Below are 20,331 nucleotides of genomic sequence, written 5' to 3'. Positions count from 1 at the left end.
ACCGGTGTGACCGCAATATCCTTAGTCGCCAACCCCTGAGGGTCGTGTATGAACGGTTCGGATCGCGGACTCTCGCGTCGCGCGTTCGTCCGCAGCGCCGTCGCAATCGGCGGTGCGAGCGCGCTGTCAGCCTGCCTCCAGCGCGAGGAGGCCGAGGACGTTCCCCAGGCCGCGCTCGCCCCGGATGAGCTCCCGGATCGCCAGCACGCGTGGAACGAGTTCCTCGGGACGGACGACGACGGAAACGTTCGGCCGCCCGAACACCACCTCCTGCTCGGCCTCGAGTACGTCGGCGACGGTCCCGCCGACGCGACAGCCGAACGCGAGCGACTCGAGGCGGCGTTCCGAACGCTCGAGGGAGCGTACAAGCGCGGCAACGAGGGACTGGTGTTCACGATGGGCTACGGCCCAGCCTACTTCGACCGCTTCGACGCCGACCTCTCGGGGGTCGACCTCCCCGAGCCGACATCACTGACGCCGTTCGACGATCCGGAACTCGACGAGTACGACGCCTTGCTCCAGGTGGCCAGCGACTACGGTCACGTCACCCTGAGCGTCGAGGAGGCTCTCAAAGGTGAACTCGACGAACTCAACGGGATCGAGGTCGAGGAAACGTTCGACGGAATCTTCGAGGTGAGCGACCGCAGAACCGGGTTCATCGGTCGCGGCCTCCCGGCCGACAATCAGTCCGGCGTCCACGGCATCCCCGACAGCGATCCCGTTCCGGAAGACGCACCGATGTTCATGGGGTTCAAATCCGGCTTCAGGGAGAATCAAGCGAGCGAGGACCGCGTGACAATCGACGAGGGCCCGTTCGCGGGCGGAACGACGATCCACCTCTCGAAGATTCAGCTTCACCTCCACCAGTGGTACGAACAGGACAGCCGCGGTCAGCGGGTCTCCAAGATGTTCTCGCCGAACCACAACGCGGAGGATCTCGTCGAGGGGGCCGGCCACAATCTCGGCGACTCGAGTCGCGTGACCGAGGTCGGCGGTGACCCGGCGTCGACCGGCAATGGAACTGTCGGCCACGCCCAGAAGGCCGCTCGCGCCCGCGAGGACGGCGAACCGATCATCCTCCGGCGCGACTTCGACTCGACCGACGACGACACGGCGGCCACCCACTTCCTCTCGCTCCAGCGCTCGATCGACGATTTCGTGAAGACCCGCGAAGCGATGACCGGAACCGATCTCGATACCCCGATGTTCAACAGCGGTATTCTCCAGTACATCAGCGTCACGAACAGAGCGAACTACCTCGTCCCGCCGCGGGAACGTCGGTCCCTGCCCGCGCCGAACCCCTCGGCGGAGTAAGGCGACGCGACAACCGTCCCTCGAAGAATCAGCCCGACCCGGTCGGGACGTGCGTTCGACTGCCGCTGGCCGCGAGCTCATCAAACAGCGCCGCGGCGTCGTCGGCTAGCGGATACGCGTCGTGGTAGGGATCGATCTCGCGGTCGGTTCCGGAGACGAACCGGACGGCGTCCGCGAACCGCTCGTAGTTCTCGTCCACGATATCCCGGACGAGCACCGGCATCCCGGCTCGCTCACACAACTCGGTCGCAGCGGCCCGGCCCGCCCAGACAGTCTCGGCCTCGAGATCCGCGAAGAACAGCGCGAACGGCGTTTCCCCGAACTGCGCCTCGAGGAACGCCTGTGCGGCCGGCACCTCCCACGGAACGACGCCGACGGCCTCGAGTTGGCGCATCGCGGTCGAGGCCGCCGAACAGAACGGACAGTCGCCGTCGTATAGCAGAACGCCGGTGAACTGCGGTGTCGTCGGCTTCGTCATGGGAGTGTCTACGGCGACAGAGCGGAAAACGTTCGGCGGGCAGTTTCCGGCCCGTCTCCTCGCGGTTCGATCGCCCGCAGCGGCTCGAGCCCCCGACGAAACTCGAGTGCCCTCAGCCGAGTTTCGACCGGCCCGGCGGTCTGTCGTGATCGGCGCGGTGTCTGAGCAACTCGCCGTAGCGCTCGACTTCGATGACGCAATCCGAGCGGGGACGCGCGACGCAGGTGAGGACGAATCCGGCCGCCTCGTCCTCCGGATAGTACCGCTTGGCCTGGCTGTGATCGACCTCGCCCTCGAGGAGTTTCGCGCCGCAGGTGATACACCAGCCCTGCTGGCAGTCTGCCGACAGCCAGAGATCCGCAGCGCGGGCCGCCGCGAGGATCGCCTGGTCCTCGTGGACCTCGATCGTTCGGGACTCGCCGGCGGCATCCAGATCGGCGTCTTCGGGCACGCGAAGTTCGACATCCCACGTCGTGGGGGCTGTCACGGGAACGCGTACAGCCGGCCGGGAAAAATGCCTGCGGCCGGCGGACCGCAAGGCGCGGTGCCGCCTTCCCTAGGGCCTTTGCCCTCGAGACCGACTGGGGAATCGATGCGAGCCGCAGCCTTCACCGACTTGATCGGCCCCGAGGGAGTGAGCGTGATCGAACGAGACGACCCCGAACCCCGCCCCGACGAGGCGCTAGTGGACGTCGAGGCCTGCGCGATAAACCGTCACGATCTCTGGATCCTCGAGGGGGATTCGGCGATGGTCGACGCCGACGATCTCCCGTTCGTCACCGGGCTCGACGTAGCCGGCGTCGTGACCGAAGTCGGGGACAGCGTTCGCGGCCTCGAGCCCGGCGAGCGGGTCGTTCTCTGTCCGAACGAGACCTGTGGCTCCTGTCGATTCTGCCGCGAGGGACCCGAGAACATGTGCGAACGGTTCTCGTTGTTCCACGGCGGCCTCGCCGAGACCGCCAGCGTGCAGGCGGACCGGCTCGTTCCGTTGCCCGAAAGCGTGGACGTGACGACGGCCGCAGCGATTCCGACGGCGTACATGACCGCCTATCACATGCTCCGGCGAACTAATGTCGGTCCCGCCGACCTCGTCTTCGTCCCCGGCGCGACCGGCGGCGTCGGGGTCGCCGCGATCCAGCTCGCGGATATTTTCGGTGCCGAGACGATCGGGACCTCCTCGTCGACAGCGAAACTCGAGCGAGTCCGCGATCTGGGACTCGATCACGGAATTCGATCGGCGGATATCGAGGAGATCCGGGACGAGGTCGAGGCGATCGGCGCGCCGGACGCGGTCATCAACCACCTCGGCGGCGAGTTCACCGGACTCGGCCAGTCCGTCATGCGACGGGGTGGGACGATGGCGATCTGTGGCCGCACGGCTGGCGGCGAATCTACGATCGACGTGGCGAGCCTCTTTCTCGGCCACAAGCGCATCGTCGGCTCCACGATGGGGACCCAGGACGACCTCCGGCGGCTCGTCGAACTCGCCGCCGACGGCCGACTGCAGCCCGAAATCGATCGGACGTATGCGCTCGAGGACACCGACGACGCCTTCGCGGCGATGCAAGATCGCGAGAGCGTCGGCAAGCTCGTCGTCGAACCGTAGATCAGCATCCGCGATCTCGAACGTTTCTCAGAAACCCGTGCATTCCACCGCTGGGTGGGAATGAAAGGGGCTTCCGCGCTGGACGAACGCGGACGATGCAAGCACCGCAGGTGAGCGACCGGTGGGAGCGAGCCGAGGCGCACAGCGAGGCCCGTGAGTCGAGCGCGGAAGGGGCTTTCAAGGTACTGCTGACGGGTTTCTCGTCACGGTAGAGAGTAGCATCGTTTCTGTATACAGAGGCGCACTCGAACTGAATCGGGCGATTCGGTAACTACGTGTACCAACATTTTGCTCTGCGCTCCCTCGCTGGCGCTCGGTCGCTCGGCAAAATGTTGATTAAAAGCACTCCTCCCTCCCCTACGGGTCGGTCGTCGGCCCGCTCGCTCACTCGGTTCGCTCGCGGTGAGTGTGCACTTCTCCACCTGCACTTCCCGATGGGGGCACGGCCACCCCACACTATGCGGTCGGGCTGGGATCAGGCGCTGGCGTCGGAGCGACACGTCTTTTTGACCGGGACGGGCAGTGTGAGGTATGGATCCAAAGCGGGAACTCACCAGCGTCGACCTCGCCGCCCTCGTCGGGGAACTCGGGGCCTACGAGGGGGCGAAGCTGGACAAGGCCTATCTCTACGGCGACGACCTCGTCCGGCTCAAGATGCGGGACTTCGACCGCGGTCGCACGGAACTGATCATCGAGGTCGGCGAAACCAAGCGAGCCCACACGGTCGCCCCCGAGCGCGTTCCCGACGCTCCCGGCCGCCCGCCCCAGTTCGCGATGATGCTCCGCAACCGCCTCTCCGGGGCCGACTTCGCCGGCGTCGAGCAGTACGAGTTCGATCGCATCCTCGAGTTCGTCTTCGAACGCGACGACGGCACGACTCGGATCATCGTCGAACTGTTCGGACAGGGCAACGTCGCCGTCACCGACGGCGAGTACGAAGTGATCGACTGCCTCGAGACCGTCCGGCTCAAATCACGCACCGTCGTTCCGGGATCGCGCTACGAGTTCCCCGATTCCCGGACGAACCCGCTGACGATTTCCCGCGAGGCGTTCGATCACGAGATGAACGACTCCGATACGGACGTCGTCCGGACGCTGGCGACGCAGCTCAACTTCGGCGGCTTCTACGCCGAAGAGCTGTGTACTCGCGCCGGCGTCGAGAAGGGGCTGGACATTCCCGACGCCGACGAGGACGTCTACGACCGACTTTACGAGGCGATCGAACGGCTCGCGCTCGACATCCGGAACGGCAACTTCGAGCCGCGACTCTACCTCGAGGGCGGTGACGAAGACGACGAGGACGCCGAGGACGGACCGGACGGCAACGTCGACGACGCCGCGACCGGCGACGCCGATGCCGCCGACGCACACGTCGTCGACGTGACCCCGTTCCCGCTCGAGGAGCGTTCGGGACTCGCCGCGGAGCCGTACGATTCGTTCCTGAGCGCGCTGGACGACTACTTCTTCCGGCTCGAGTTGGACGACGAAGAGGAGCCGGACCCGACCGACCAGCGGCCGGATTTCGGATCGGAGATCGCCAAACACGAGCGGATTATCGAGCAACAGGAGGGGGCGATCGAGGGGTTCGAGCAGGAGGCCGACTCGCTACGCGAGCAGGCCGAACTGCTCTACGCAGAGTACGGACTGGTCGACGAGATTCTCTCGACGATCCAGAACGCCCGGCAGCAGGATCGCCCCTGGGACGAGATCAGGGAACGCTTCGAGGAGGGAGCCGACCGTGGTATCGAGGCCGCCGAGGCGGTCGTCGATGTCGACGGCAGCGAGGGGACGGTCACCGTCGATATCGACGGCGAGCGGATCAGTCTCGTCACGCAGCAGGGCGTCGAACAGAACGCCGACCGACTCTACACCGAGGCCAAGCGCGTCGAGGGGAAAAAGGAGGGCGCGCTGGCGGCCATCGAGAACACCCGCGAGGACCTCGAGGACGCCAAGCGCCGCCGCGATGAGTGGGAAGCCGACGACGGCGAGAGTACGGACGACGACGAATCAGATGAGGACGAGGAGGAAACGCAACGCGATTGGCTTGCGGAGCCGTCAGTGCCGATCCGCGAGAACGAACCGTGGTTCGATCGCTTCCGCTGGTTCAAGACCAGCGACGACTTCCTCGTGATCGGCGGGCGCAACGCCGACCAGAACGAGGAACTCGTCAAGAAGTACCTCGAGCCCGGTGACAAAGTCTTCCACACGCAGGCCCACGGCGCCCCCGTCACCGTGTTGAAGGCGACCGATCCCAGCGAGGCCTCCTCGAGCGATATCGACCTCCCCGAGTCGAGCATCGAGGAGGCCGCCCGGTTCGCCGTCTCCTACTCGTCGGTCTGGAAGGACGGCCGCTACGCGGGCGACGTCTACGCCGTCGACTCCGATCAGGTCACGAAGACCCCCGAGAGCGGCGAGTACCTCGAGAAGGGCGGGTTCGCGATCCGCGGTGACCGGACGTATCACCGCGATACGCCGGTCGACGTGGCCGTCGGCATTCAGTGCGAACCGTACACGCGAGTGATCGGCGGACCGTCGTCGGCCATCGAGGAACGGGCGGTGACGACGATCGAACTCGAGCCCGGTCGGTACGCACAGGCCGATACGGCAAAGCGACTCTACCGCACGTTCCGCGAACGGTTCGAGGACGAGACGTTCGTCCGCAAAATCGCGAGTCCCGACCGGATCCAGCACTTCATGCCGCCGGGCGGCAGTCGGGTCAGCGAGGAGTGAGTCGCATCCGCGGCGATCCGCTCGGATCGACGATGGCTGCGTGACTCTCGTGCCGCGTCGCTCGAGATCGGAGCACGACCCCGACATAGACGGCTCAACACTGATTGGTGGTCCCGAACTAGCGCAGTCGATGATACCACTACTCGAGACGCTCGTCCCCGCAGTGCTTGGCGGACTCGATGGGCCGGTCATCATCGGGTGGATTGTCCTCGCCGCGATGGTGGTTGCGATCGGATTCGTGATGTTCCTGGCGCTCGGTCCCGGTACCCAACCGTATCAGGCGGAGGAGGCCGAACCGACGCCGACGGACGACGGCGGTGTTCGCGACACGAACGCGGAGGAGCAAGCGAACTCCTCGACCGAGTCTGGATCCCATTGACCGTGTAGGCGCAATTCGCTGCGATCGTTCGTTTTTCCAGCGTTTGAACGCGGGCTGCATCTGCCGGGTTCACGATTACACGGCCGACCGTGAATGCACCGCCCATGGTTGACATCGATACGGACACCGACACGGAGCCGGAGCTGGGCACCGCGACGATCGTTTACGAGACGCCGGGAGAAGACGTCGAGCGAGTCACTGTCGACAACGACCGGATCGCCTACTTTCAAGAACACTGGCTGTTCGCGTACGGGACCGACGACGACGGCAACGACGTCGTTCGCCGAGTCCCCAAGGAGAGCGTCCACTACGTCGAACGCTCCGTCGAGGAGATCGAGGAGACGTTCGAGTCCGGCCTCGAGAAGGCGAAAGGGAAACTCGAGGAACTCAGAGACTGACCGTCCGCGCTCTGCGTGCTCGAGCGTGAGCCGTCGTGATCCGTCGGATTATCGATGATCGGACGCCGGTTCGTCCACGTGGGTCTCTCGAACCGAAATTCGGATGGCGGATCCGTCGTCGGACTCGGGTGGCTGGCGGGCTGTTCGACCCATCCCGTCACGGTCGCGTTCGCGTTCGCCGACGCGGGTCGCCCGACGCTCGGATTCGTCGAACGTCGAACCCATCGCGATCAGGAACCCGACCATCGCGGTCACGAGCGCGACGGCACCGATCGCGACGGCACCGATCGACGCAATCGCGCCGGAGAGGACCTCCCCGGATACCAGCAGTGAGACTGCCGTCACGCCTGCGATCAACGTGAGGAGTCGGGCCAGCCGGCCGGTATCGAGCCCACGAAAGGTCTTTTCGCCGGTGGAGTCGAGCAGCACCGCGATGATTCCGTCGTACGAATCGTCGGTCCGTGCGTTCCCGAGGGAGTGAATCGATTGTGCGATCCACACGCCGGCTGTGAAGTTGAGAAACGCGACGAACGAGGCGAGCCCGAGCTGTCCGTCGACGAACAGCCCCGTCACGACCGCACCCGTAAACGTTATCGCCATGATCGCGTGGGTCAGGACCGAACGAACGCCGAAGTCTTCTAACCGAGCTGTGTGTCTCAGGTTCATACCCGAACGGAAGTCTGCAGTGAGGATAGCGTCGGTCCCTACCTATGTCAACCGAGTATAAATTTCGTGAATCTCGGCTGCTGTGACCGGATTCCACGCGAACACGTTGGGTCAAGACGCGGACATGGCTAGTACTCCTAAACGAGTACCGGCTCAGAGCAGGTGTTCTTCGGCCATCGAGCCGAGGAGCGGAAGGCTCGTCCGCTTCCCCTGGAACGCCGTGACCAGGAGGTAGAGCCAGACGAGCAGGAGGGCGAATCCGAGTCCCATCTGCGACAGGAACGATACCACCGTGATCAGGAAGCCGAGGAGATCGCCGACGAGCATCGCCATGACCGTCGTCGCGACGTTGAGCGTCACGTAGACCAGTATCGAGGCGACTCCGAAGACGATGCTCTGGGCGGCGTGGAAGCGGGCGAACTCGTTTTCGTCTTCGAGGAGGTAGACGAGGATGCCCGTCAGGGGCGAGAACAGGTACGAGATCGCACCGAGCACGTTCTCCTCGGGACCGAGACTGGTCGCTGTCGGTTCGACGGGTTCCGTTCCGGCCACTGAATTGTTTGTCGTTGACATTAGTAACCTACTATAGAGACGCTGACAGAGTATTTTACTGTATCGCTTATATTTCATATGAGTGGACAAATTCACTGTATGAAATAAACGACTGCCGAATCGAAGCTTCCCTCGTGCACCGGAGGAACTGACGACCAATACACGACGTCGGGCACAACAGCTACACACGCGGATCGCAGGGCACTTACCGACATCCCGAGAACGAACGGTCATGCAGATCAAAGACCGGGAGCAGGTCGAGGGTGGCCGCGAGCGGGTCACCGTCGTGCCGGAGAGCGTGGACGATCTCTGGCACCTGCAGTACGTCCTCGAGCCCGGCGATCGCGTCGCGGGCGATACAACCCGGCGGATTCAGCGTAACGACGACCAGATGCGGGATACGGGCGGCGAGCGCGAGCACATGTGGGTCGCCATCGCCGTCGAGACCGTCGAGTTTCACAAGTTCGCCAACCGGTTGCGGGTCGGCGGGGAAATCGTCGCCTGCTCGCGCGAAGATCAACTCGGCTTTCACCACACGCTCAACGTCGAGGCGCGCGACGAACTCTCGATCGAGAAGCGGTTCAAACCGGATCAGGCGGCCCGCCTCGAGGAGGCCGAGGAAGCCACCGAGAACCCGGACGTCGCCATCGCCACCGTCGAGGAGGGTCAGGCCCACGTCCACTCGGTCGCCCAGTACGGCACCGAAGAGCGGGCGACGATCACCGGAACGACCGGCAAGGGCGAGTACGCACGCGGCCGCTCGGAGCTGTTCGAAGAGCTCGCGACGGTCCTCAAGCGCCTCGAGGTCGACGCGATCATCCTCGCGGGTCCCGGCTTCACGAAGCAGGACGCGTACAAGCACCTCGAGGAGAACGAGCCCGAGGTGGCCGAGCTGATCACGATGGTCGACACGGCGGCCGTCGGCGACCGCGGCGTCCACGAGGTGCTCAAACGCGGGGCCGTCGCGGACGTTCAGGAGGAGACCCGCATCGAGAGCGAGGCGGAGTACATCGACGAACTCACCCGGCGGATGGCCGAGGGTGCGAAGGCGGCGTACGGCCCCGAGCAGGTCCAACAGGCCGCCGAGTTCGGCGCGATCGAACGGCTGCTCGTCCTCGACGATCGATTACAGAAAGAACGCGGTCCCGACGGCGAGTGGGCGATCAGCGTCGACGACATCGTCCGGACGACGGAACAGAAAGGCGGCGACGTGACGGTCTTCTCGAGCGAGTTCCCGCCCGGCCAGCAGCTCTCCAATCTCGGCGGGATCGCGGCATTGCTTCGATACCGCCTCGAGTAATCCTCGAACGCCCGGTCAGTCGGTTTCGACCCGTAGCTCGTCGCTGGCCTCGATGAGCTGAATCAAGACCGAGGCGAACACCGAGGCGGCGCTCCAGATTGCGGTCTCGCCGTCCTCGCTGCCGAGGACGCTCAACAGAATGCTGTCATCGTCGACGATAACGATCCGTCCCGACCGCTGGTCGTCCGTCCGGTGGTCCGGCGGGCTCACGACGGTAATTTCCTCGGCGTCGGCGAACCGATCGCGGACCGCGTCCGTTCTGCTAATAATGGTCACCGAGACGCCGTCCGCTGCGCGTTCCGCGAGCGTCCGTTCGATCGAGTCGGTGACGAGTTCCGGAAGCCGAGTCCCGAAGATGATCCGTTCGTCAGCCTGCGAGAGGATATCAACGGCCCGATCGTCGACGCGGTCGCGGTCGCGAACCGTCCAGATGTCCTCCTGCGTTTCCTCGCCTGCGGGTTCGTTCTTGACGGTATCAACGTAGTCAAACGCTCGATTCTGTTCGCGTTCGAACCGGTCTCGGAGCGTCTCGCGCGCCTCGTCGACGCTGACCGGACGGTACCGGATCGGGTTCGACTGCTGGACCTCGAGTAGGCCTCTCTTCTCCAGGCTCTCTGCGACGCTGTAGACCTGCGAACGCGGGACGTCCGTGATCTCGGCGATGTCTCTCGCCGTCCCCACGCCGAGCCGGTGGAGCGCGATGAACACTTTGGCCTCGTAGCTGGTGAGTCCCAGCTGTTCGAAGGCGTCGACGGCCTCGTTCTGATCGCCGCTCACTCGCTGTCACCCTGCTCCGAGACGGTCCCGCCATCGCTCGCGGTCGCCGTTTCCGACCGCGCACCCGACGTGTCGAACGAGACGTCCGGCCCGAAGTATCGCGTCCACACCACCAGCAGCGTCGGGAGAACGACGACGCTGGCCAGGAACGCGTAGGTGATCGTCAGCCCGGTGATGATCCCGAACTGCCGGAGCGCGGGAAGGATCGCGAAGGCGAGCGTCCCGAAGCCGCCGACGGTGGTCGCGGCACTGCCGAGCAGCGCCCCGCCGGTGCCGGTGACGGTCGTTCGCAGTGCCGACCAGACGTTCCTCTGCCGCTCGAGCTCGAGCCTGTAGCGTTCGCTGATGTGGATGCTGTAGGCGACCCCGAGCCCGACGGTGAGGCTCGTGATCATCCCCGTCAACACGTTGAAGGGCATTCCGATGAGGTACATCGTCCCCAGGATCCAGCTGACGGAGAACGCGACCGGAAGCAGGGTAATGGCGCCCAACGAGGCGCTGGCTCCGGTCAGCCAGTAGGCCGCGGTGAGGAACAGGAACACCGCGACGAGCGTGATCACGAGACTCTCGAGGACGGTGTCTAACAGGTCCTGTTCGACGATGTGGCTGACGATCGGATCGCCGGTCGCGATCGCGCTCCAGCGATCGTCGCTCCCCTCCTCGAGATCGCCGGCGAGCGTCCGCATCTCGCTGGTCGTCTCGCTGGCGGTCGCGTTCCCCTTGACGGCGACGATCATCCGAGCCGACTGGTACTCCCCGCCATCGGTCCGGTGGAGGACCTGACTCGCGGCTTCCCCGTTGACTTCGTAGAGCTGGTCGTACAGCGCCGAGACGTTCTCGTCGGGGACGCCGTCGTCGTCGGTGTCGGCAGCGGTGAACGACTCGTTGAACGATTCGTTCTGTCTGGCGGCCCGTTCCATCGTCGAGAGCGGGTCCTGGATGTTGGCTTCGCCGGTCGCTAACGTGTACGCGATGCCGTCGTCGCCCGCGGCGTCGGTCCGCGTCTCGTTGATCTTCGTGAGGAACTCGTCGTCGTCGACATCACCCTCGACGAGTAGCTGTGCCTGGCTGTCCTCGCGCTGGAAGTGCTGGTTGACGAACTCGAGGTCGTCCTTGGCGTGGTACTCGCCGGGAGCCATTCCGCCGGGTAGGTTTTCGGTCCACGCCGGGGGACTCTCTGCGAGGAAGTCTTCCTGCTGGAAACTGGTATCGACCTGTGTCGCCCCGTATGCGCCGCCCGCGGTGAGCAGGACGACGATGACGAGGACGGCGAGGGGGATTCGACGAGCGGCGGTCGAGCCGACCGTCAGAACGTCGCTGAAGCGGCCGCCGCCGGTCCCGAACGCTCGCTTTCGGCGATCGTAGCCGCGGGACTCGAGGAACTCGTCGATCTCGATCTTGGCGGCCGGAATCAGCGCGCCGAAGACGATCAGCGCGGCGACGATGCCGACGGAGCTGACGACCCCGAACTCGCGGATGGGGCCGATCGGACTCACGAGATTCGAGAGGAAGCCGATGACGGTCGTCGCGGTCACCCAGACGAGGGCGGCACCCACGCCGCCCAGCGCGATCGTCATCGAGCCGCGGACGGTTCCGCCGGTGCCGTCCGCTTCACGCTGTTCCCGATGGCGCATGAACACGTGAATCGCGTAGTCGATCGACAGGCCGATCAGGAGGACCGGCACCGCGACGAACATCTGGTTGAACGCGATGTCCGCCCAGCCCATGAAGCCGAACGTCCAGACGAGGACGGCGACGATGCCGACGACGCCGAGGAGGATATCGAGCAGGTCGCGGTAAGCGAGTACCAGCGCGACGACGACGAACAACATTGCGAGCGGGCCGACGATGGCCAGACTGTCTCCCATCGATCGGTTGATCTCGTCGGTGATGACGCCGCCGCCGAAGACGAGGTACTCTTGGTCCTGCGTCTCGGCCAACTCGCGAATCTCGAGTTGACTGTCGATGATCTCGTCGCTGATCGCGCCGCCGCCCATACCGCCTGCACCGTCACTGGCGGTCGACTGGGTGATCGACGTCATCCGGGTGTCGGCCTGCGTACTGCCCGGTTCGTAGGAGGTTGGCATGAACGCAATCGCGATATTGTCAGCCGCGCTCTCTCCCGACAGCGTCCGCTCGAGGAGTCGCTCGTACTCCTCGTCGCTCAGGTCCTCGAGGGCCGCGATCTGTTCGTCGAGGGACGGCTGCGCTCGGGTGGCCCCGTCCCCGGCGTCGGTGGTGTTGTTCCCGTCTGCCTGGCGCTGCTGGCCTTGTACGCCGGTTTCGTTCCGTTCAGCGGCTCGCTCGCTTCTGATCGCACTGATCGCGACGATGTTCTCGACGCCGGTGATCGACTGGTTCTCGACGAGCGTCGAGTTGATCGATTCGTCGGCTCGTATCTCCTGCTGCAATTCGAGCGACGAGACCAGCGACTCCTTCTCGAGAACGTTATCGCCGCGCACGATCAGCTGGACGCTGGTCGTGTTCTCCCGCTGTTCGCTCGTGAAGTTCTCGTCGATCCGCTCGAGGGCCTTTGCCTCGTCGGATTCGCTCTCGAACTGGGAGAGTGAGGAGTCGTCGTCGACGCTCGGCACTCCGGCTCCGACGAACGCCGTCAGGAGCAGGAGGACTACGAGAACGATCCGCGTGTGCCCGGTGATGGCGTCCGCGATCCGTTCGGGAACGCTCATTCGAGTACCTCGCTGTTCGCGTTGGCGAATTCGGTGGGGTCCATGCTGTTGTTATGATCCTACAAACTCGACTGTATATACGTGTTTGGAAGTCACGTCAACGGTTCTGGAAATCCGGGCGCTTCACGACAGGCTCGAAGAAGAAGGTCGATCCGGAGCAAAAACGGAGCTTGACGCGGGCGTGACTGCGACGATTGGTCGAGAACTATGTAATCGAGACCGTCTGGAGGTCCTCGGCGAACCGGACATCGCCGTTGTAGTGAGCGGCGATCGACTCGAGCATCTCGTCGTGGCGGCCCTCGGTGTGGGGATAGAGATGGGTCAGGTAGACTCGGCCGATCTCCCGGCCGGACAGTTCCCGGCCGAGTGCGTCGGGCGTCGGGTGGTTCGAGACGTCGACGTCGTCGGGAAAGGAACAATCGTGAGCGAGGATCGCCGACCCCTCGGCGAAGTTTGCCAGTCCCGCGAAAGCCTCGCTGTCGCCGCTGAACGTGAAAAGATTGCCGAATCGGTAGGCCAGACACGGCAGCGAGTGGCGAGTCTCGTAGGCGGATACGTCGAATCCGGCGACGGAGAACTCGCCGGCGACGACCTCGCGAACCTGTATCTCGAGTTTGTCCCGCATGTACTCGTAGACGTCGAGCAGGTCGTCGACCAGCGCCTTGGTCCCCTGCGGGCCGACGACCTCGAGGTGCTCCTCGCCGGCGAGCCAGCGGGCTTTCATCAGCGGGAGCAGGTCGGCCACGTGATCGAGGTGGTGGTGCGTCAGGAGAACCGTCGAGACGTTCTCGTAGCCGACGCCGGACTGCTGGAGCCGCTGGAGCGAGCCGGCACCGCAGTCGATCAGCAGCGTCCGGCCGTCCGCCTGCACGAGAATCCCCGCCTGAAACCGATCCCCCGTAGGCATGGCGCTTCCAGTACCGAGAAAGGTGACACGCATACGAGGGTGTGGAACGCCCGAGCCGATAAGGGTACCTTTCGCTGTCGTCTCCCGTTCTCGTCCGTCGTAGGGGTACGGGTCACTCGCTGCTGTTCGACGCAGACCCGTGCGCGCTGCAGTACTCGAGCCCTACGGCGGGCCGCTCTCGATCGGAACGGTGGATCCGCCAGCGCTCGAGTCCGAGCGACCGGTGACGCGACGCGTCGACGATTCCGATCGTCTTGAGGCGATGACCGGCTGCGAAACGAACGGAGTCGAGGTCGTGACGTCTAAGAGCGTACTCGAGGAGTCGCAAGCTTGAGTGTCCGGATCCGTCTACCGAGTCATTCCCCTTCCACGTTTCACGACAGTGACAACCCCAGTATCAGTTCGCATTCGTATTATTATCCCATACAATCTATGTTTCTCGCCAATACCGCGGTAATGATGCCGTACTTTTACAACATTCGGTCGTTGTAGTTTTCGCATGTCTATACTCGCAGCTGTCGATGCGACAAATGAACACGATACTGTCGTCGAGACCGGACACGATTTGGCTTCTGCCTACGAGACGACGCTCTCCGTCCTCCACGTCGTCTCACAGAAAGCGTTCGAGTCCCGCAAAGAGACTGTCGAGCGCGTCTCTGACGTTCGCGGATACAGTAAGTCCCAGCGCGCCGAAGCCGCGGCAAACGTCGCGAATGAGGTCGTCGTTGGGACGCTCGAGGACGTCGACCTGGAGACAGTCTCGACGCTCGGGCGCGTTGGCGAGCCGGTCCCATCGATTCTGGACGTTGCCACCGATATCGATGCCGAATACATCGTTATCGGCGGCAGAAAGCGCTCACCCACCGGAAAGGCCCTGTTCGGGAGTACGACTCAGTCCGTCCTTCTCGAGGCTGATCGGCCGGTCGTGACAGTTATATCGGACGGAGAGTAGTCGCGGAACACTAACTCGACGCAGTCACACCGAAATCGTCGGCCGTTTGCGGGTCGGGTTCGGTGATACGCACGCGCTTGATTCGCGTGTTATCAACGCGTTCGACGGCCAGGTCGACGCCGTCGTAGGTGAACGTCTCGCCGGGGTCGACCAACCGCCCGGCGCGATTGAAGAGGAAACCGGCGATCGTCTCGAACTCTTCTCCCTCCGGAAACTCGACGCCGATCACGTCGTTGACGGCTTCGATGTTCACCTCACCGTCGACGTAGGTCGTCAGCTCATCGACGGTCTCTATGGGTTCCGCTTCCTTCGTATCGAGTATCTCGCCGACGACCGCTTCGACGATATCTTCGGTCGTGACGATCCCTTCGGTCGTCCCGAACTCGTCGATAATGACGACCTGTTCGACGCGCTCGTGACGCATTTCGCGGAACAGGTCGTCGATTTGCTTGCTCTCCGGGACGTGCAGCGTTTCCTCGATGTGGTCCTCAAGCGTGTCGTCCACCGTCTCGCCGTACTGATGGTCGCGGACGAGATCGGCGAGTGTGACGACGCCGACGACGGTGTCGAGCCCTCCCTCGTACACCGGTAAGCGGGTGTGGCCGCTCTCGACGCACTTCTCGACGGCGTCGTCGACCGTCGACGTTCGAGGGACGCCGGTGACGTCTAACCGCGGCGTCATCACCTCTTTCGCGATCGTGTCGTTGAACCGGAGCACTCGTTGGAGCATTTCGCGCTCGTCGGCCTCGATGATGCCCTCGTTTTCGCCGGTCCGTATCAGGCTCCGGATCTCCTCGCGGGTCACGTACGAGGACTCGACGGCGGTTCCGCCGCCGCTCAGGCTGTTGACGATGCGGGTCAGCCTATCGAACGTCACCACCAGCGGATAGAGTACGTATTTCGAGACGTGCAGCGGCCGAGCGACGGTGAGCGCCCACGATTCCGTGTTCTCGATGGCGTAGGACTTCGGAGCGCTCTCGCCGAACAGCAAGACGACGGCCGTCACGCCGAACGTCGCCGCCAGCACCGCCTGGCCCTGCCCGACGTACATCGCGAGCAGTCCGGTCGCGATCGACGACATCGCGATGTTGACCAGGTTGTTCCCGACGAGGATCGTTACGAGCAACCGATGGGGGTCGGCTTTCAGCGTCTGTACGATGTCGGCACCGGGCGAACCGTCCTCGACGAGCGCCTCGATTCGGTGCTGAGCCAGCGAGAACATCGCGATCTCCGCCGAGGAGAAGAACGCCGATAACATCAGCAATACGAGAAGCGTTCCGATGCCGGCGACGGCCACGAGATCCGACGGAAGATCGACGCCGACGGCGTTCAGCGCGGCGATTATCTCGAGGCCGGACATGGAATTCAGTCACCTACTGAATCGGTGTTCGCGGACCCGGGGAACTCGGTTTCGTCCATCGCCGACGCGTCCGACACGGACTGCTCGTCTTCGTCATCCGGGAAGTAACACGCTGCCCGATGGCCCTCACCACCGGCCTCGCCGACGGCCGGTTCGTCCTCCCAGCACGACTCCTTGGCCTTCGGACAGCGCGGAGCGAACGTACAGCCCGAGGGGAGATCGACCGGGTCCGGCGGCTCTCCCTCGAGGAGGACGCGAGTTCGATCGGCAGTCGGGTCCTTCTCCGGCGCAGCCGAGAGCAGCGACGAGGTGTAGGGATGCTTGGGCCGGGTCGCGATGCGATCGACGTCACCCTCTTCGATGATCCGGCCGAGGTACATGATGGCCAGCCGGTCCGAGACCTGCATCAGGCTCGCGAGGTCGTGAGAGATGTAGACGATCCCGATTTCCTCGGTGTCGGCGAGCCCCCGCAGCAGGTTCAGCAGGTTGACCTTCAGCGAAACGTCCAGCATCGATGCCGGTTCGTCACAGATCAGGAAGTCGGGATCCAGTACGAGCGCCTTCGCGACCGCCACGCGCTGGCGCTGCCCCCCCGAGAGTTCGTGAGGGTAGTTATCGAGAATCTTCTCGGCGGGGGTCAGCCCGACCTTCTCGAGCGTCTCGATGATGGCCTGCTCCTTCTCGTCGGTACGGTAATCGTGGATCGTCAGCGGTTCGCCGACGAGTTTACGGACGGTCTGGCGGGGGTTGAGCGAGTCGAACGGATCCTGGAAGACGATCTGGACCTTTCGCCGGAACTCCTGGAGGTTGCCGTCCTGGTAGTACTCGTAGGGCTCCCCGTCGAACGTCATCTCACCGCCCGTCGGATCCTCGAGGAGCGCTATCGTCTCGCCGAGCGTCGACTTCCCGCAGCCGCTCTCACCGGCGACGCCGAGCACCTCCGAGCGGCGGACGGACAGCGAGACGCCGTCGACTGCCTTCACGCGATCCGGGTCTTCGCCGCGGAACTTGCTCAGCAGCGGTTGGCTCTGCTCGTAGTGCTTCTCGAGGTCACCTGTCTCGAGGATGACTTCACCGCGGTCGGACTCGACATCCCCGTCGTCGGGGATGTTCCACGTCTCCGGCTCGTCCGCGTCCCGTCGGAGCTGGGCCGCCTCCTTGACGCGGTGGCAAGCCGACCGGTGGTTTCGGTTGGGGAGATCGACCAGCTCCGGATGGGATTCTCCGCACTCGTCCGTGGCGAACGGACACCGGTCCTCGAAGACGCAGGCCGTCGGCTCCCGATTCAAGTTCGGCGGCGAGCCGGGGATCGCAACGGGGTCCTCGTCCTCGTCGATTTCCGGGAAGGAGTTCTTCAGTCCCATCGTATAGGGATTCGTCGGATTAACCAGCACGTTGTCGACGCTGCCCTGCTCCATCACCTTCCCGCCGTAGAGGATAGACAACTCGTCGCAGGTCTCGGCGATGACGCCGATCTCGTGGGTGATCAACAGCAGGGAGCTGTCCATCCGCTCTTGAATCTCCAAGATCTTGTCGATGATCTTGTCTTGGACGATAACGTCCAGTCCGGTCGTCGGCTCGTCAGCGATGATGAGGTCCGGCTCGAGGGCCAGCGCCATCGCGATGGTGACCCGCTGGCGCATCCCGCCGGAGAACTCGTGGGGGTAGTCGTCGATTCGGCCCGGGTCGAGGCCGACGATTTCGAACAGTTCGCGGACGCGGTCGTACGCCTTCGTCTCCGTGACGTTACGGTGGGTGTGGATCGCCTGTGCGATCTGGTCGCCGGTCGTCATCACAGGATCCAGCGAGTCCATCGCGCTCTGGGGGATATAGGCGATGTCCTCCCAGAGGATGTCCCGGCGCTCAGCCTCGGAAAGCGACGTGAGGTCCGTTCCGTCGAACTCGATGGTACCGCCCTCGACGGTCCCGTTGGTCGGGAGCAGGCCGAGCAGCGCCTCCGCGACGGTGGACTTCCCGGAGCCGGATTCCCCGGCGAGGCCGTAGTTGACGCCCTCGTCGATACTGAACGAGACATCGTTGACGGCGTGGACTGGTTCGTCGTCGGTCGCGTACGTGACTTTAAGATCTTCGACGTTGAGTAGCGTCATTGGTTGGTCTGAATTTCGGGATTAATGACTTCCTCGTAGGCCCGTCCGATGAGGAACACCGAGGTGGTTATCGCGGCGATACCGATGGCCGGCGGGAGCACCCACCACCACGCGACGCGCATGTTCCCCGACGCGAACACCTGCCGTAGCATTCGGCCCCAACTGGTCATCGTCGGGTCGCCGAAGCCGAGGAAGGCCAGGCTCGCCTGCGCTGCGATCGCCCAGGCGACGCCGTAGGCGGTGTAGAGGAAGCCGATCGGCAACACGTTCGGCGCGACGTGGTACAGCATCGTCCGCAGGTCGCTCGCGCCGCTGGCTCGAGCGGACTTGACGAACGTTCGCTCGCGGACCGATAGCACCTCAGAGCGGACGACCCGCGCCGGCATCTTCCAGAGGAAGGCAGCGATGATCGCCGTGATCAGCCAGATATTCGGCGTCATGAAGGTCAGCAACAACAGCGCCATTGGCATGAACGGCAGCGAGAACGTCAGGTCGGTCAGTCGCATCAGGAGTTCGTCGACCCAGCCGCCGTAGTAGCCGCTGACGACGCCGACAGTGAACCCGAGCGCGCCCGTACCTAGCCCGCCGAACAGTCCGACGATGAGCGTCGGTCGCGCGCCGGCGAGGAACTGGCTCAGCACGTCCTTTCCGTACGACGTCGTCCCGAAGAACGCCTCCGCGCTCGGGGCCGACAGCCGGAGGACGGAGCCGCCGTCGCCGCGGACCGTGTACTCGATCGGATCGTGGGGAGCCAGCAGCGGCCCGAACAGCCCGAGGAACACGAACGCCCCGACGACGATCATCCCTCCGAACGCCAGGGGATCTTGCCGCAGGAACGCGAACTGGTCGCGGACGGTCGTCCATAGGTCGTCAATGCGACTGTACAGCGCTCCCTTTGGTTTCGTTTCGGTACTCATGTGGCACCACCTCCGTTAGTCGAGACCGTCGGATCGAAGTACGCGTAGAGGACGTCGGCGGCGAGGTTCGCGAGGATCACGGCCAGCGCCATGATGAAGACCGCTGCCTGCACCAGCGGGTAGTCTTGCTGTTGGATGGCCAACACGAGTTCGCGGCCAATCCCAGGCCAACTGAAGACGACCTCGAGCAGGATCAGCCCCTGGAAGATCATCCCTAACCGCAGCGTGAAGTACGTCAGAATGGGCAGCATCGAGTTCCGGCCTGCGCGGGCCAGCTGTTGCATCTCCGTGAGCCCCTTCGCACGGTGGAGTTTGAGGAACTCGGAGCCCCGTTTCTCGACCACGCCGTTGCGTGCGAGCAATAGGAAGTCGCCGCTGTAGTAGAGGACGGCGACCGTGAAGGGGAGGATGTAGTGATGCAGGAAGTCAAGCGAAACGAACGTCTCGAGGTAGCTATCCGGCGTCGCCCGGATCGATCGCATGCCGAGCGCGGGGACGATCTCGAAGTTATACGCGAAGACGATGATGAAGCCGATCGCCGTGATGAACACCGGCGTCGAGCGCAGCAGCGTCGTCGAGACGATGCTAAATTTCTCGAGGCGGCTGCCCCGGTTCCAGCCGGCGTACATGCCGAGCAGCGAGCTCAGGATCGCCGTCGTCACGAGCGCGGGCACGAGCAGGATCAGCGAGTTGATCAGGCGCGGCTCGAGGACCGTCCAGACCGGCTGGCTCCGCAGGATGGAGTAGCCGAACTGGAAGGTTAGTAAGCTCGTGAGGTAGTTGACGTACTGTTTCCACATCGGCTCGTCGAGGCCGTACATCGACCGAATCTCGGTGATCTGCTCCTGGTTCAGATTCCCCGAGGTCACGAGCGCCTCGAAGGGGCTGCCCGGTAGGAGCCGCAGAACGACGAAGATCACCGAAACAGCGATCAGCGTCAGCAGCACGGAGATCGCGAACCGCTTGAGTAGGAACCGCTGGAACTTCGTCATCGGTCGCCCTCCGGGACAATCGCCGTCTTGTTCGCCGACTGTGCCATCGCGTCGACCGCTGCGCGGTCGCTCGCCGGCGTCTTCTCACTTGTCGCCGTACGGCCGTTTGGTGCGGCACGATCGGCTGGAGCGGTGGCACGGTCGGGGTGCTTGTTCGCCTCCGTTTGGGTCTGTCTTTTGGGAAGGGTGGTCGTGCAGTTCATTG

Annotated in this window: 20 protein-coding genes; 8 read left to right on the top strand and 12 right to left on the bottom strand. The window is 64.2% G+C overall.

Annotation, left to right across the window (positions count from 1 at the left end):
• Window positions 1–48 precede the first annotated feature (48 nt).
• Window positions 49–1,314: a Dyp-type peroxidase gene (locus LDH74_RS09020; RefSeq protein ID WP_226042170.1), complete on the top strand. Its 1,266-nt coding sequence runs from the start codon at window positions 49–51 to the stop codon at window positions 1,312–1,314.
• 28 nt (window positions 1,315–1,342) lie between these two features.
• Here LDH74_RS09020 and LDH74_RS09015 read toward each other — a convergent pair whose 3' ends face one another.
• Entirely contained in the window at window positions 1,343–1,792 is a 450-nt protein-coding gene (locus LDH74_RS09015) for a DUF393 domain-containing protein (RefSeq protein ID WP_226042169.1), read from the bottom strand.
• Window positions 1,793–1,904: 112 nt separating this feature from the next.
• Window positions 1,905–2,279: a 2Fe-2S iron-sulfur cluster-binding protein gene (locus LDH74_RS09010; RefSeq protein ID WP_226042168.1), complete on the bottom strand. Its 375-nt coding sequence runs from the start codon at window positions 2,277–2,279 to the stop codon at window positions 1,905–1,907.
• Window positions 2,280–2,384: 105 nt separating this feature from the next.
• Here LDH74_RS09010 and LDH74_RS09005 point away from each other — a divergent pair, with 105 nt between their 5' ends.
• The 4 genes from LDH74_RS09005 (at window position 2,385) to LDH74_RS08990 (ending at window position 6,905) form a co-directional block, all read left to right on the top strand.
• Complete coding sequence (locus LDH74_RS09005) at window positions 2,385–3,398, top strand: zinc-binding dehydrogenase (protein ID WP_226042167.1); 1,014 nt, start codon at window positions 2,385–2,387, stop codon at window positions 3,396–3,398.
• Between the two features lie 531 nt (window positions 3,399–3,929).
• On the top strand, window positions 3,930–6,128 hold the full coding sequence (rqcH, locus tag LDH74_RS09000) for a ribosome rescue protein RqcH (protein ID WP_226042166.1): 2,199 nt from the start codon (window positions 3,930–3,932) through the stop codon (window positions 6,126–6,128).
• 130 nt (window positions 6,129–6,258) lie between these two features.
• Window positions 6,259–6,507 (top strand): hypothetical protein, encoded by a 249-nt coding sequence (locus tag LDH74_RS08995; protein ID WP_226042165.1) that lies wholly within the window; start codon window positions 6,259–6,261, stop codon window positions 6,505–6,507.
• 104 nt (window positions 6,508–6,611) lie between these two features.
• Window positions 6,612–6,905, top strand: a complete 294-nt coding sequence (locus LDH74_RS08990) for a hypothetical protein (RefSeq protein WP_226042164.1) — start codon at window positions 6,612–6,614, stop codon at window positions 6,903–6,905.
• A 48-nt stretch (window positions 6,906–6,953) separates the two neighbouring features.
• On the opposite strand, the gene LDH74_RS08985 is transcribed toward LDH74_RS08990, so the two are convergent.
• Window positions 6,954–7,571, bottom strand: a complete 618-nt coding sequence (locus LDH74_RS08985; protein WP_226042163.1) for a hypothetical protein — start codon at window positions 7,569–7,571, stop codon at window positions 6,954–6,956.
• A gap of 153 nt (window positions 7,572–7,724) precedes the next feature.
• Window positions 7,725–8,144: a hypothetical protein gene (locus LDH74_RS08980; protein ID WP_226042162.1), complete on the bottom strand. Its 420-nt coding sequence runs from the start codon at window positions 8,142–8,144 to the stop codon at window positions 7,725–7,727.
• Window positions 8,145–8,355: 211 nt separating this feature from the next.
• Between LDH74_RS08980 and LDH74_RS08975 the strand changes: the two genes are divergently transcribed.
• Complete coding sequence (locus LDH74_RS08975) at window positions 8,356–9,423, top strand: mRNA surveillance protein pelota (RefSeq protein WP_226042161.1); 1,068 nt, start codon at window positions 8,356–8,358, stop codon at window positions 9,421–9,423.
• Between the two features lie 15 nt (window positions 9,424–9,438).
• Here the strand turns inward: LDH74_RS08975 and LDH74_RS08970 are convergent, their stop codons facing one another.
• The 3 genes from LDH74_RS08970 to LDH74_RS08960 form a co-directional block, all read right to left on the bottom strand.
• Window positions 9,439–10,200 (bottom strand): helix-turn-helix domain-containing protein, encoded by a 762-nt coding sequence (locus LDH74_RS08970; RefSeq protein ID WP_226042160.1) that lies wholly within the window; start codon window positions 10,198–10,200, stop codon window positions 9,439–9,441.
• Window positions 10,197–12,890: an MMPL family transporter gene (locus LDH74_RS08965; protein WP_226042159.1), complete on the bottom strand. Its 2,694-nt coding sequence runs from the start codon at window positions 12,888–12,890 to the stop codon at window positions 10,197–10,199. Before LDH74_RS08965 ends, LDH74_RS08970 begins: the two co-directional genes overlap by 4 nt.
• A 205-nt stretch (window positions 12,891–13,095) precedes the next feature.
• Complete coding sequence (locus tag LDH74_RS08960; protein WP_226042158.1) at window positions 13,096–13,830, bottom strand: MBL fold metallo-hydrolase; 735 nt, start codon at window positions 13,828–13,830, stop codon at window positions 13,096–13,098.
• Window positions 13,831–13,936: 106 nt separating this feature from the next.
• On the opposite strand from LDH74_RS08960, the gene LDH74_RS08955 reads away from it, so the two are divergent.
• Both LDH74_RS08955 and LDH74_RS08950 read left to right on the top strand, forming a co-directional pair.
• The gene (locus LDH74_RS08955; RefSeq protein WP_226042157.1) at window positions 13,937–14,131 is read left to right on the top strand and encodes a hypothetical protein; all 195 of its coding nucleotides are present in this window, start codon (window positions 13,937–13,939) and stop codon (window positions 14,129–14,131) included.
• Window positions 14,132–14,296: 165 nt separating this feature from the next.
• On the top strand, window positions 14,297–14,749 hold the full coding sequence (locus tag LDH74_RS08950) for a universal stress protein (RefSeq protein ID WP_226042156.1): 453 nt from the start codon (window positions 14,297–14,299) through the stop codon (window positions 14,747–14,749).
• A 10-nt stretch (window positions 14,750–14,759) separates the two neighbouring features.
• Here the strand turns inward: LDH74_RS08950 and LDH74_RS08945 are convergent, their stop codons facing one another.
• Genes LDH74_RS08945 through LDH74_RS08925 form a run of 5 tightly spaced genes read right to left on the bottom strand, consistent with a single transcriptional unit; the run spans window position 14,760 to window position 20,329 of the window.
• Complete coding sequence (locus LDH74_RS08945; protein ID WP_226042155.1) at window positions 14,760–16,109, bottom strand: hemolysin family protein; 1,350 nt, start codon at window positions 16,107–16,109, stop codon at window positions 14,760–14,762.
• Between the two features lie 5 nt (window positions 16,110–16,114).
• The gene (locus LDH74_RS08940; protein WP_226042154.1) at window positions 16,115–18,217 is read right to left on the bottom strand and encodes an ABC transporter ATP-binding protein; all 2,103 of its coding nucleotides are present in this window, start codon (window positions 18,215–18,217) and stop codon (window positions 16,115–16,117) included.
• Window positions 18,214–19,134: an ABC transporter permease gene (locus LDH74_RS08935; RefSeq protein ID WP_226042153.1), complete on the bottom strand. Its 921-nt coding sequence runs from the start codon at window positions 19,132–19,134 to the stop codon at window positions 18,214–18,216. Before LDH74_RS08935 ends, LDH74_RS08940 begins: the two co-directional genes overlap by 4 nt.
• Window positions 19,131–20,126, bottom strand: a complete 996-nt coding sequence (locus LDH74_RS08930; RefSeq protein ID WP_226042152.1) for an ABC transporter permease — start codon at window positions 20,124–20,126, stop codon at window positions 19,131–19,133. Before LDH74_RS08930 ends, LDH74_RS08935 begins: the two co-directional genes overlap by 4 nt.
• The gene (locus tag LDH74_RS08925) at window positions 20,123–20,329 is read right to left on the bottom strand and encodes a hypothetical protein (protein ID WP_226042151.1); all 207 of its coding nucleotides are present in this window, start codon (window positions 20,327–20,329) and stop codon (window positions 20,123–20,125) included. The genes LDH74_RS08930 and LDH74_RS08925 overlap by 4 nt, the downstream gene beginning before the upstream one ends.
• Window positions 20,330–20,331 lie beyond the last annotated feature (2 nt).

The organism is Natrinema sp. DC36, assembly GCF_020405225.1.
Taxonomy (GTDB): Archaea; Halobacteriota; Halobacteria; order Halobacteriales; family Natrialbaceae; genus Natrinema.
The sequence above is the reverse complement of the archived record's forward strand: the minus strand, read 5'-3'. Positions and strand labels throughout refer to the sequence as shown.